At 63.7% G+C, this 12,657-nt stretch carries 10 protein-coding genes; 4 read left to right on the plus strand and 6 right to left on the minus strand.

Annotated elements, in window-relative coordinates:
• From C3418_RS13390 to C3418_RS13405, 4 genes are all read left to right on the plus strand, one after another.
• The coding region (locus C3418_RS13390; RefSeq protein ID WP_146054105.1) for an RNA-guided endonuclease TnpB family protein at positions 1-491 on the plus strand (491 nt) is incomplete at its 5' end.
• A gap of 16 nt (positions 492-507) precedes the next feature.
• Positions 508-1,605 carry an AMP-binding protein gene (locus C3418_RS13395; protein ID WP_257710145.1) on the plus strand — a complete coding sequence of 366 codons (1,098 nt, stop codon included), beginning with the start codon at positions 508-510 and terminating at the stop codon, positions 1,603-1,605.
• A 190-nt stretch (positions 1,606-1,795) separates the two neighbouring features.
• Positions 1,796-2,494, plus strand: a complete 699-nt coding sequence (locus C3418_RS13400) for a YafY family protein (protein ID WP_181023102.1) — start codon at positions 1,796-1,798, stop codon at positions 2,492-2,494.
• Between the two features lie 66 nt (positions 2,495-2,560).
• Positions 2,561-2,881 carry a hypothetical protein gene (locus C3418_RS13405; protein ID WP_039039125.1) on the plus strand — a complete coding sequence of 107 codons (321 nt, stop codon included), beginning with the start codon at positions 2,561-2,563 and terminating at the stop codon, positions 2,879-2,881.
• 92 nt (positions 2,882-2,973) lie between these two features.
• On the opposite strand, the gene hisIE is transcribed toward C3418_RS13405, so the two are convergent.
• The 6 genes from hisIE to hisA form a co-directional block, all read right to left on the minus strand.
• Positions 2,974-3,609 carry a bifunctional phosphoribosyl-AMP cyclohydrolase/phosphoribosyl-ATP diphosphatase HisIE gene (hisIE, locus tag C3418_RS13410; protein WP_052815018.1) on the minus strand — a complete coding sequence of 212 codons (636 nt, stop codon included), beginning with the start codon at positions 3,607-3,609 and terminating at the stop codon, positions 2,974-2,976.
• Positions 3,602-4,375 (minus strand): imidazole glycerol phosphate synthase subunit HisF, encoded by a 774-nt coding sequence (gene hisF / locus C3418_RS13415; RefSeq protein WP_052815017.1) that lies wholly within the window; start codon positions 4,373-4,375, stop codon positions 3,602-3,604. The genes hisIE and hisF overlap by 8 nt, the downstream gene beginning before the upstream one ends.
• Before the next feature lie 178 nt (positions 4,376-4,553).
• Positions 4,554-8,525: a PAS domain S-box protein gene (locus tag C3418_RS13420; protein ID WP_052815016.1), complete on the minus strand. Its 3,972-nt coding sequence runs from the start codon at positions 8,523-8,525 to the stop codon at positions 4,554-4,556.
• Positions 8,522-10,675 carry a PAS domain S-box protein gene (locus C3418_RS13425; RefSeq protein WP_080989884.1) on the minus strand — a complete coding sequence of 718 codons (2,154 nt, stop codon included), beginning with the start codon at positions 10,673-10,675 and terminating at the stop codon, positions 8,522-8,524. Before C3418_RS13425 ends, C3418_RS13420 begins: the two co-directional genes overlap by 4 nt.
• Positions 10,668-11,777, minus strand: a complete 1,110-nt coding sequence (locus C3418_RS13430; protein ID WP_052815014.1) for a two-component system response regulator — start codon at positions 11,775-11,777, stop codon at positions 10,668-10,670. The genes C3418_RS13425 and C3418_RS13430 overlap by 8 nt, the downstream gene beginning before the upstream one ends.
• 132 nt (positions 11,778-11,909) lie before the next feature.
• Positions 11,910-12,656 carry a 1-(5-phosphoribosyl)-5-[(5-phosphoribosylamino)methylideneamino]imidazole-4-carboxamide isomerase gene (gene hisA / locus C3418_RS13435; protein WP_052815013.1) on the minus strand — a complete coding sequence of 249 codons (747 nt, stop codon included), beginning with the start codon at positions 12,654-12,656 and terminating at the stop codon, positions 11,910-11,912.
• Position 12,657 lies beyond the last annotated feature (1 nt).

Consider the following 12,657-nt stretch of genomic DNA (forward strand, 5'->3'; position numbering starts at 1 on the left):
ATATCGCCAATACCCGCCGCGATTACCTTCACAAGGTCACAACGACTATCAGCAAAAACCACGCGATGATCGTCATTGAGGATTTGAAGGTTGCCAGCATGTCAAAATCAGCAGCGGGCACGACCAGCCAGCCGGGGCGCAACGTCCGGGCAAAATCAGGGCTGAATCGTTCGATATTAGATCAGGGCTGGTTTGAGCTGCGCCGCCAGCTCGAATATAAGCAGGCATGGCGAGGCGGTCAGGTGTTGGCGATAAACCCGGCCTACACCAGCCAGCAGTGCGCCTGTTGTGGGCATACTGCGAAGGATAACCGCCAGACGCAAAGCCAGTTTAAATGCGCTGCGTGTGGTTATGAGGCGAACGCCGATGTGAACGGCGCTCGCAATATTTTAGCGGCGGGACACGCCGTTTTAGCCTGTGGAGGCGTGGTGCAATCAGGCCGCCCGATGAAGCAGGAACCCGGTACTGCGCGAGCAGCTATCACCCAGTAATGGGAATCCCCCTCCTGTGACGCGAAGCGCTAAGGTGGGGGAGGATGTCAATTCCCTCAACTACACCTCCGGCACCACGGGGAACCCCAAGGGGGTGGTCTATCACCATCGCGGCGCCCACCTCAATGCGGTCAACAATGCCCTCTCCTGGGAGCTGCCCAAGCACCCGGTCTACCTCTGGACCCTGCCGATGTTCCACTGCAACGGCTGGTGCTTCCCCTGGACCCTGGCGGCCACCGCCGGGGTGAGCGTCTGTCTGCGCCACGTGCAGGCGGCGGCCATCTACGGGGCGCTGCGCGAACACAAGGTGAGCCATTTCTGCGCCGCCCCCATCGTGCTCAATATGCTCAACAATGCCGATCCGGCCCTCAAGCAGGGACTCGACCACCCCGTCAAGGCGATGACGGCGGGGGCTGCGCCGCCCGCCACCGTGATCGCCGGCATGGAGGCCATGGGGATCGCCGTGACCCATGTCTATGGCCTCACCAAAACCTATGGCCCCTGCGTGGTGTGCGAGCCGCAAAGACGCTGGCAGGGGCAGGATGCCACCACCCTCTCCCGTCTCAAGGCGCGCCAGGGGGTGGCCTCCCCCCTGCAAGGGGAGATGCGGGTCATCAACCCCGTCAGCGGCGAGCCGGTTCCCATGGATGGCAAGACCCTGGGAGAGATAGTGCTGCGGGGCAACATCGTCATGAAGGGCTACCTCAAGAACCCGTCGGCGAGCGAGGAGGCGATGGCACAGGGATGGTTTCGAAGCGGGGATCTCGCGGTCTGGCACCCGGACGGCTATGTGGAGATCAAGGACAGATCCAAGGACATCATCATCTCCGGCGGGGAGAACATTTCCAGCCTGGAGGTGGAGGACGTGCTCTATCGCCACCCCGATGTGGAAGAAGCCGCGGTGATCGCCATGCCGGACGAGACCTGGGGGGAGGTGCCCTGCGCCTTCGTCAAGCTCAAGGAGGGGCGCGAGCTCACCCAGGCCGAGCTCATTGCGTTCTGCCGCGAGCAGATGGCCCACTTCAAGGCCCCCAAGCACATCATCTTCACCCCGCTGCCCAAGACCTCCACCGGCAAGGTGCAAAAATTCATGCTGCGCAAGCAGTTGGCGTGACGACAAAGGCGCCGCGCCATCAACGGGCCTGCGGGCCCGTTTTGTGTTGCGCGATGCAAAGAAGCAGGGCCTCGCCGGTAGCGGTCGCCAGCCAACAAGACGTGCCTTTCGAGCCCGTCCCGGCTTACCATGGCCGCCATGTCCCGCCAGCCTGAGGATGCCTGTGAGAAAATCGGACCGTCTGTTTCAACTGACCAACCTGCTGCGGGCGCATCAACCCCTGACCGCCCGGGAGCTGGCGACGCGCCTGTGCGTGTCGGAGCGCACCATCTACCGCTATATCGACGATCTCTCTTTGGCGGGCATTCCGGTTTACGGGGAAGCCGGGCTGGGCTATCGGCTGAGCGAGGGGTTCGAAATGGCACCGTTGCAACTGAGTGCGACCGAGCTGGAGGCCCTCATCACCGGGGTGAACCTGGTGGCGGTGCTGACGGGCAAGGGGATGGCCGATCCGGCCCGCGCCCTGCTCGCCAAGATTGAGGCGGCCCTGCCCGCCAAGGAGGCTCGGGCACCTCGCGTCCCCGTGGTGCGGGTGCCTGACTATTCCACGGCGCAGCCTGCATACGCTCGCTGGGACAGGTTGCACGACGCCATCACGGCCGGTCACTGGCTGCACATTGGCTACCGGGATGCCAGCGCCAGCAGGACGGAACGCCAGCTCTTTCCCCTCGGGCTCTTCTACTGGGGCGGATGCTGGACGCTCGGCGCCTGGTGTGCGCTGCGCCGGGCCTACCGGGATTTCAGGGTGGATCGCATCGACACCCTGGCGCCGTGCCGTCAGGGGGAAGGGGCGCCCCCTGGCGCGACCCTGGCCGATTACCTTGCCCTGCGCCAGTCGGATGCGTTTCCCCCTGGGCGCAGTGGCGCCGAAAAAGTCATTCAGGACTGACACAAGGCTGTCAGTAGCCCTTCGTTATGCTGGGTTCTCCAGACCATCCACAACGGAGAAAACGAGATGATCATCAAGGGTGACATGCAACAGGCAGGGGGCGTCGAATTTGCCACCTTCAGGCTCAGGGAAGGGGTGACGGAGGCGGATTTGCTCGCCCTGTCACGGCGGGTCGAGTCCGAGTTTCTTGTCCAGCAATCCGGGCTCATCATGCACTGCCTGCTGCGCGGCGCCGACGGCCTCTATGCGGACGTGGTGATGGCCCCCAGCCAGTCGCTGGTGGAAGCCTACTGCCAGCAGTGGCTGCACAACGACGTGGCAGGGGAGTACCTGACCCTGCTTGACCATGACTCGGTCAACATGAGCTTCTGGACCCGTATCGGCTGAGGGCGGCGCGGGGCCTGCCATCCCCCGGCGAGGGGACAATCATGAAATGAAACGGGCCCACAGGGCCCGTTTTGTTGAACAGAATTCAATAATTACTTGGTGTGGCGCTCATGCAGGCGCTGCACCACATCCTTCAAACTCAAGCCTTCGTTTTGCAGCAAGACGGTCAGGTGGTAGAGCAGGTCAGCGGATTCGTTGATGAGCTCTTCTCTGTCTTTCGCCATGGCGGCCAGGGCCACTTCCACCCCCTCTTCACCCACCTTCTGGGCGATGCGCTTGGTGCCTTTGCCATAGAGGCTGGCGGTGTAGCTGGTGGCGGGATCTGCCCCTTTGCGTGATGCCAGGATCTGTTCGAGCTCGGCCAGGAAGCCGAGCGGCGGCACGGGGTGGCCGTCGAAGCAGGAGGGGTTGCCCAGATGGCAGGTGGGGCCGACCGGGTCGGCGGCAATGAGCAGGGAGTCCTGATCACAATCGGTGGTGATGGCGACGAGCTTGAGCACATGGCCCGAGCTCTCGCCCTTGGTCCACAGGCGCTGCTTGCTGCGGCTGAAGAAGGTGACCTGGCCGGTGGTCTGGGTCTTTTCCAGCGCCTCGCGGGTCATGAAGCCCTGCATCAGCACTTCGCCGCTGAGGGAATGCTGGACGATGGCGGGGATCATGCCCTCACACTTGGCCCAGTCCAGGCGCTCGGCCAGCGGCAATGCATTGTCTACTGCTTGATTATTCACGGATGGCGACTCCTTCGTTTTTCAGCCAGCGTTTCAATTCGGGAATGGGAATGAGGCCCTTGTGGAACACGGAGGCGGCCAGCGCCCCGTCCACGTCGGCCAGGGTAAAGGCATCGCGAAAGTGCTCCATGGCCCCGGCGCCGCCGGAGGCGATGAGGGGCACCTTGCACACGGCGCGCACCAGCTTGAGCTGCTCAAGGTCGTACCCCTGACGCATGCCGTCCTGGTTCATCACGTTGAGCACTATCTCTCCCGCGCCCCGGCGCTGCACTTCCTGTACCCACTCCAGGGTGGTCCAGGTGGTGGTGCGGGTGCGGCTCTCGTCGCCGGTATACTGTTTGACCTGATATTGACCGAGGGCGGCATCGAAGTAGGAATCGATACCCACCACCACGCACTGCACGCCGAAGCGCTCGGCGAGCCGGGTGATCAGGGTGGGATCGGCCAGGGCGGGGGAGTTGATGGAGACCTTGTCGGCACCGAATTCCAGGATCTGGCGGGCATCCTCCACGCTTTTGATGCCGCCGGCGACGCAGAAGGGGATGTCGATGACTTCCGCCACCCGGCTTACCCAGCTCTTGTCCACTACCCGTTCGTCGCTCGAGGCGGTGATGTCATAGAAGACCAGCTCATCGGCGCCCTCGGCGGCGTAGCGGCGGGCGAGGTCGACAATGCCGCCCATCACCTCGTGGTTGCGAAACTGCACGCCCTTGACCACCACGCCATCTTTGACGTCGAGACAGGGGATAATACGCTTTGACAACATGCTCATTGCTCCATGTAAAGCACGGTTAAAGAAACGTCGTTCTGCCGCCGGCGTTGGCCCGGGCGGCGGACGGGAACAGGGTTGGCATGCCTTGAACGGGGGCCCATGAAGGGAGAAACGACAGGCCCGGCAGGCCGTCTCGTCGCCTCTGGGCACCCCACTATATGCATGACTTCATTCAGTGATTCAACCCTTTGTCGCCCTTCACCTGCCCCGGATGGCAGGCTGGCGCCTCGGGGAGGGGAGCCCGATCGTCCGGGTGGGTCTCGTCCGTTGCCATATGCTGGCGCAGGGTGAGCAGGGCGGCATCAAAATCAAACGCCTTCAGTTGCCTGGTCAGGGTGTCGCTGCGAGACCCCAGCATGAGGCGAAGGGGGCCGGCATACTGCTCGTAGAGGGGGATCACGGCGGTGTCGCTTTGCACCAGCAGGGCTTCCATCTGGCCCAGCAGTTGCTGGCGCCACTGATCTCCCAGGGGCACCAGATCGGTGGTCGGGGCGGCGAGATCGTCCCCGAGCAGAGCGCAAAGGGTGGCTATCTCCTCATCGATGGATGACATGAGTCCGGTTGGCTCAGTGTCGCCGCCCGCGATGGCCTGCTCCAGGGCGAGGCAGTGGCGCGACAGCTCATGTGCCCCCAGGGTGCTCGCCACGCCGCGCAGGCTGTGGGCCATGCGAGTTGCATCGCTGTGCTCCCCGGCCTGCAAGTGGCAGTGCAGCCGGGCCATGTCCTGGCCATGCTCATGGATGAAGTAGCGAAGCAGGGCCAGGTATTTCTCCTGATTGCCGTTGAGGGTCGCCAGCCCCTGGTCGAGATCCAGGCCCGGGTGTGCCTGCAGGCGGGCAAGGGGGCCTGTCACGGGATGGCGAGTGCTGTCGTCCGGGTCAATCTCGGGGACCTTGCTCTGGGGCAACCAGCGCTGCAGGGCGTCAAACAGCTTGGCGGGGGTGACGGGCTTGGCAATGAAATCGTTCATGCCGGCCGACTCGCTCGCCTTTCTGTCCTCCTCGAAGGCGCTGGCGGTGAGCGCCAGAATGGGCAACCTGTCCATGCCGGGCAGGGCCCGGATGGCGCGGGTGGCGCTGTAGCCATCCATCACCGGCATCTGTATGTCCATCAGGATGAGGTCGAAGGGATGCTGGTTGACGAGGGCCAGGGCCTCCTGGCCGTTGACGGCAGTCTCGATGACGAGGCCGCTGTGGCACAGGAGCTCGAGCACCACTTCCCGGTTGATGGCGTTGTCTTCCACCAGCAGGATCCGGGCGTGGCGAGGGAAGCTGAAGGCCTGTTGGTTCCCCTGCTCGGACGGGGTCCGGGAAGGAGCGTCCTCTTTTGCCTTGAACAGCCTGGCGGTAAACCAGAAGCAGCTTCCCTGGCCTGGCTCGCTGGTGACTCCGACCTCACCCCCCATCAGGGCGGCGATCCGGCTGGTGATTGCAAGGCCAAGGCCAGTGCCGCCATATCTGCGAGTGGTGGAGACATCCGCCTGTTCGAACGCCTGGAACAGCTTCTCGCGCTGTGCAGGGGTGATGCCGATGCCGGTGTCTTCCACCTCGAAGCGCAGCAGGTAGCCGGTGGTGAGGGGGCGGGCCAGCCTGACGCGCAGGGTGACGGTTCCCTGCTCGGTGAACTTGATGGCGTTGGTCGCATAGTTGAGCAGGGCCTGGCGCAGGCGGGTGATGTCGCCGTGCACCCAGGCGGGGGTATCGCCGATGTCCGTCACTATGGTGAGCCCCTTGGCCCTGGCCTGGTCGTTCATCAGGGCGCGGACGTTGTCCAGCATGGCGGAGAGGGAGAAATCGGTCAGCTCCAGCGTCATCTTGCCCGCATCGATCTTGGAGAGATCCAGGATGTCGTTGAGGATGCTGAGCAGGTGCTGGGCGGCAGTGTCTATCTTGGTCAGCCGTTCGAGGTCGGTGGGATCCCGGGTGTCGCGCTTGAGCAGATAGGTGAGCCCCAGGATGGCATTCATGGGGGTGCGGATCTCGTGGCTCATGTTGGCAAGAAAGGCGCTCTTGGCGTGGTTGGCACTTTCGGCCCGCTGGTGGGCCTGGGCCAGCTGCCGGGTGCGCTCGTTGACCATCTCCTCCAGGTGGTAACGATACTGGTCCAGCTCCTCGCCGAGCTGCTTCTTCTCGGTGATGTCGGCCTGGACCGTGACGTAGTGGGTGATTTCGCCGCTCTCCTGGCGGATCGGCGACACCGTGGCCAGCACCTGGTAGTGGGAGCCATCCTTGCGCTGGTTGATGAATTCGCCATGCCAGCGCTGGCCGTGGTTGATGGCATCCCACAGGGCGACATAGCTGGCATCCGGGGTGAGGCCAGAGCGCAGCAGGGACGGGGTCCGGCCTATCACTTCGTGCTGCTGGTAACCGCTGGCGGCGAGGAAGGCGGGGTTGACGTACTCGATGCGCGCCCGGGTGTCGGTGATGAAGACGCCGTCAGGGCTCTGTTCGAGGGCCAGGGACAACTGGCGCAACTGCTGCTCGGCCAGCTTGCTCTGGGTGATGTCCAGATGGATGCCAAGGAGGCGCACGGGCCGCTGCTGGGCGTCCCGATAGACGCTCCCTTTGCTCACCAGCCAGCGGATGCCGCCATCTGGCAGCAGGATCCTGAACTCCAGCTCGACGGGGGCGCCGCTGACCGCCCGCTCCGCTAGCAACTGCTCGATGCGGGGCCTGTCATCCGGATGCAGGCAGGCTTGCCAGGCGGCCAGCTCGCCGAGCGCCTCGGCACTGCGGCCATAGAGGCGGGCGCATTCCGGCGAGAAGAAGAGACGGTTGCTGACCATGTCCCATTCCCAGATGCCGACATGGGCCCCTTCCTGGGCCATCAGCAGGCGCTGCTCGCTCTCGCGCAGGGCGCTGCTGACGGTTTCGGCACGCACCCGTGCACTGATGGCGTCGTCCATCAGGTTCAGGGCTGCGAGGCGAGCACGACGCTGGGTATCGAGCGCCATCTGCTGATTGTGTTGCAGGCGCTGCTCTGCGAGCTTGCGCTCCGTGATATCCTGCACGGTGCCGTAGAGCTCGAGTATGGTGCCATCCCTGTCCCTGAGCGCCGCCCCGCGGGCAATGACCCAGGCGGTCTCCCCCTGCTCCGTGATCACTTCGGCATCGCACTCGTAGGGCTGCCCGTCCATCCTGCAGCGCTCGACGGCCTGGGCCACCGTGTGCCACCCCTCCTGAGTGAAGTATTTTCTGACCTCGGGATAGACGGCAGGGGGGAGGGCCGGATCCCGGCCATAGATGCGATAGATCTCCGGTGACCAGAAGTGGCTGTCATCGGCCACGCGCCAGCGCCAGTTCCCTATCTTGGCGAGACGCTGGGACTCGCGCAGTATGGCTTCGTTGCGGCGCAGCGCCTCCTCGGTCTCCTTGTTCTGCCGGTTGTCCTCGATGATGGAGATGAAGTAGTCGGGATTGCCTTCGGCGTCGCGCACCAGGGCCACCGTCAGAGTGGTCCAGATGATCTCGCCCCCCTTGTGCAGGTAGCGCTTCTCCAGGGTGTAGTGGGGGATAGTTCCCGCCAGCACCCGGGCCACATGGGCCTCATCGAGGTAGAGATCGTCCGGGTGGGTCAACTGCTGGAACGTCATCCCGGTGAGCTCGTCGGCCCGGTAGCCCAGGATGTGGCACAGCCGCTGATTGACACGCAGCCAGTGTCCATCGGGGGAGACCAGGGCGATGCCGACCGCTGCCTGTTCGAAGGTGACCTGGAAGCGGTTCTCGCTCTGCTGCAACTGGTTCTGGGTGTTCATCAGCTCCTGCCAGCGCAGGACCTCTCTGGCCCGGGCGCGATGAAAGGCGGCACTGAGCACGCTGATGAGCAGACCGTTGGCGATGAGCAGGCACCATTGCACCAGATCCTGGCCAGCCTCGACACTCAGTGAATAAATGGGGGGGAGCATGAAATAGCTGGTGACCAGGGCGGTGATCAGGGTGCAGAGCAGACCTGGCAACAAGCCCCCCAACAGGGCGCAAACGATGATGGGCAGCATGAAGAGAACCAGCAGCGGTCGCTCACCAAAGGCGATGGGCAGCTGGACACGGATTTGCAACATCAGAACGGGCAGCAGCACGGCCAGCAGGGAGATCCCCCAGCGCTGGGTGGAGGGGCGCACATGCCACAGGGGTGACCAGCTCATCATGGGAGATCCTCCGGTGGCATGGGGGCCTGGGGATAGGGGGGCGGCACTCCGAGCCGACGGGAGAGCCCGTTGATCTGGTGCTTGAGGGCCAGCATGGCGAGCTCCCTGTCTACCATCACCTTGTTGAACCGCTCCAGCTCATGGTTCTGCTGGCGCAGCTCGCTGGCCTGGCGGGTCAGGGCCTGTTCAACCTGCTCCCGTTCGGTGACATCGAGCAGAATGCCGATGATGGCGGGCTGGCCGAGGTAGTCGACGCGCCGCCCGTACAGCTCGACCTCCAGGGATTCCCCGTGCTGATGCAGGGCACTGAAGCGGGTGTGGATATCGCGCGCGTCCTGCTCGCACGCGTGCACCAGCTCGGCAACCCTGGTGCTGTCCTTGGGAGCGGCAAGGGCGTGCAACTGGCCAACGGCGATCAGCGCCCCCGGGGTGTCATAGCCAAACAGTCGGGCAAAACAGGGGTTGATGTAGCAGAGCCGACCCTGCTGGATGATGTAGATCCCGGCAAGGGATTGCTCCACCAGTGCACGGAACAGCCCCTCCCGCTCTCGCAAGTCGGCCTCGGCCCGTTTGAAGTCCGTGATGTCCCGAGAGATGCCGAAGATCCCGATCACCTGCCCCTCGCTGTCTTGCAAGGGGCCTTTGGTTGCGAGAAACACATGCTCGCCATCGGGCAGGGTCAGGTACTCCTCCTCGGTCTGCACCCGGTTGCGCTCTATGACCTGGCGCCCGGATGCCATCAGCATCTGCGCCTGCTGCGGCGGGAAGAGCGTCAGATCATCCTGGCCCAGCACCTCGTCAACCGGCTTGCCGACAAACTGGCTGGCGGCCCGGTTGAAGAGGATGTATCTGCCCTCCTTGTTCTTGGCGAAGATGGCGTCTTCCGAGCTGTCGGCGATGGCGGAGAGCAGTTGCAACGCCTCCAGCCGCTGGGACTGGGAATGCTGAAGCTGCTCGGCCATCTGCAGCCGGGTGTGCTGGCGCAGCAGGATGATGCCGGCGTTGGTGACAAAGAGCACCAGCAGGCCGATGAGACCGATCCAGACGCTCTCCTTGAAGGTGGCCTGGTAGAGTTCCGCCTTGTCGATCTTGGCCAGCAGGTACCAGTCCGTGTTCATGACCGGATAGACAACCCCGAAGACCTCGCTGGCCCGGTAATCCTGGCCATAGAGTACCTGGGGCATGCCGCGTTCGGCGAGCCGCAAATACTGGGCAGCCAGCAGGGTGGGGTGGGTGACGGGATAGTGCAGGGTGAGAGCCGGTTCCGGGCGATAGCGCAGGCTACTCAGATAGTGGACCTGATCCCCCTGCTGGCGAAACAGAATGGCTTCTCCACTGCTGTCTGGGACGGGCCAGGACCCCAGGATCTGATCGAGCCAGCGATTTGCGCTTATCTGCATCACCAGCACGGGGGCAGGTCCTGCAGCAACCTCCAGATTGACCAGAAAGTCCAGCCTGGCGTGACCGCGATCATCGAGATAGGGACCAAGACGCATGACGTTGCCCTGCTCGAGCCGTGGCAGGGCGTCACGCAACGTGGCATTCATGGTGTCGCCACCCGGGGTATGCCACAGGGGCTGTCCGGCAGGATTGAACACGGCCGCACCGTGAAATCCGCGTACCGAGATGAATTCGAGCAGCCTTGCCAGTGGTGGCGTGATCGCTTCGGGTGAGGATGGTGCTTGTCCGGGACGATAGAAATCAGTACTGCCCAGACCCTTTATGAGCTGGTGAATATCCTGCTCGTGGGTTCCGAGCCACTCGGTGACGCGCTGGCTCTTGAGATCCGCGATGGCTTCGAGACGAGCCACCTCCTTGTTGCGTGCCAGTTCGATGTTGCGGGCGATGGCCATGGCGGTCAGGGCCAAAATGAGCCCGTTGAGCAACAGGAAGGGGATCCATTGACGCCGCGTAAAGACAGGTGTGCTGCCGGTGGTGTCAATGCGACGACGCAGCATGGCATAAAGCATGAGGGCCGTGATGAGGATGAAGAGCCAGCCCTTGATGGTGCTTGCCATGGCGAACTGGGCAGGGGTGCTGAACAGCCACTCCACCGCCTTGTCGGAGAGCAGGATCCACAGGCTTGCCACGGCGGCATAGGTGAGCACGACGTTGAGCACATGTGCCCGGGTCAGGGGAGCCTCAGCCATCCACGGCCTCGCTGCCATCCTGGTAGCGTTCGGCAATGGTGACGAACGCGTCGAAATGGCGATCGAAGGCGGTCACGACATCGGGATCGAAATGGTGGCCGCTGCCGGAGAGGATGAGGGCGCGAGCCTCGTCGTAGCTCATGGCCGGCTTGTAGACCCTGGCGCAGATGAGGGCGTCAAACACGTCTGCCAGCGCCATCAGGCGGGCCGAGAGGGGTATGGCGTCCCCTTGCAAGCCATCCGGGTAGCCGCTGCCATCCCACTTCTCGTGGTGCCAGTGGGCGATCTCCTTGGCCAGGGTGAGGAAGGCCAGGGGCTGCTCCATGTCCTGTTCGGCCTCCTCGATGGCATCGCTGCCGAGCTTGGCGTGGGTGCGCATGATCTGCCACTCCTCCGGGGTCAGCTTGCCCGGCTTGAGCAGGATGTGGTCGGGAATGCCCACCTTGCCGATATCATGAAGCGGTGCGGAGCGGCTCAGCAGATCGATGTAACCCGGGCTCAGGGTATCGGCGAAACGGGGGTGATCAGCCAGGGCGCTCGCCAGCAGACGCACATAGCCCTGGGTGCGCAGGATATGGTTGCCGGTTTCGGGGTCGCGGATCTCCGCCAGATGGGCGAGGGCGCGGATGGAGACCTGCTGGATCAGGTCGTTTTCCGCCATTCGCCGCGCGACCTCGGTTTCCAGCGCCGCATTCTGGTTTTGCAGACCGTCACGGGCCTGCTTGGCCTCCAGCTGGGTACGCACCCGGGCCTGAACGACCACCGGTTTGATGGGCTTGGTGATGTAATCAGCGGCGCCGAGGGAGAGGCCGAACTCCTCGCTCTGGGGGTCGGCGAGGGCGGTGAGCAGAACGACGGGAATACGGCTGCTGATCGGGGACTGACGCAATTGCCTGAGCACTTCATAACCATCCATGCCGGGCATCATCACATCCAGCAGGATGAGGTCAGGCTTTGGATCCGCGCTGACGATGCGCAGGCATTTTTCCCCGCTCTGCGCAGCCAGCACGCGGTAATGAGGCGAAAGCAATTCGGTCAGTACCATCAGATTTTCGGGTGAGTCGTCGACGATCAGGATGGTGGCGTTGTGAGGTGTCAACATATGTCTTCCATGACGCTATCCCTGTGAGGTCGAGTATAGAGCCAATTGCTGCCAAATCATAAGGTTCGCCCCCATCGGGGAGAAAGAGGCCTGCCCGGATGGGCAGGCTGTCTGATGCCGGAAAGGGGCGCGTCACGCAGCGCGGCCGTCACCCCAGCAGTGAATGGCTTCTGCCACGTCAAACTTGCCCTCCAGCAGGGCACGGCCGAGGATGATCCCCTTGACGCCGGTTCCCTTGAGCGCCTCGATATCCGCCAGACCGCCGATACCGCCGGACGCCTGGAAGCCGACGCTCGGGTAGCGGGCGCAGAGATCCCGGTAGAGTTCGACGTTGGTGCCCGCCAGGGTACCGTCCCGGCTGATGTCGGTGCAGAGCACATGCCTGAGTCCGGCGGGGAGGAAGCGCTCGATCAGCGCCTCGATGGAGATGCCGCTGTTCTCCTGCCAGCCAGCCACTGCGATGTGGCGGTTGCCCTGTTCATCGATGTTGACATCCAGGGCCAGCACGATGCGCTCGGGACCATATTTCTCCATCCAGCTGGCCACCAGATCCGGGGATTTGACGGCGGTGGAACCGATCACCACCCGGCTGGCGCCGGCCGCCAGCAAGTCGGCCACATCCTGTTCGCTGCGCACGCCGCCGCCGACCTGCACCGGTGCCTCGGTGGCGGACAGCAGCTGGGCGATGAGGGCCAACTGGCGGGCCTTGGCATCCTTGGCGCCGTCCAGATCCACCAGGTGCAGCTGCGCCGCCCCCTGGCTGACATAGCCATCGAAGCGGGCCTGCGGGTTGTCGCTGTAGGCGGTTTTCTGGCCGTAGTCGCCCTGGTAGAGGCGCACGACCTGACCGTTGATAAGGTCGATTGCGGGAATAATCATG

Origin of the sequence: Aeromonas sp. ASNIH8 (assembly GCF_002919855.1) — a bacterium.
GTDB classification, from domain to species: Bacteria; Pseudomonadota; Gammaproteobacteria; order Enterobacterales; family Aeromonadaceae; genus Aeromonas; species Aeromonas caviae.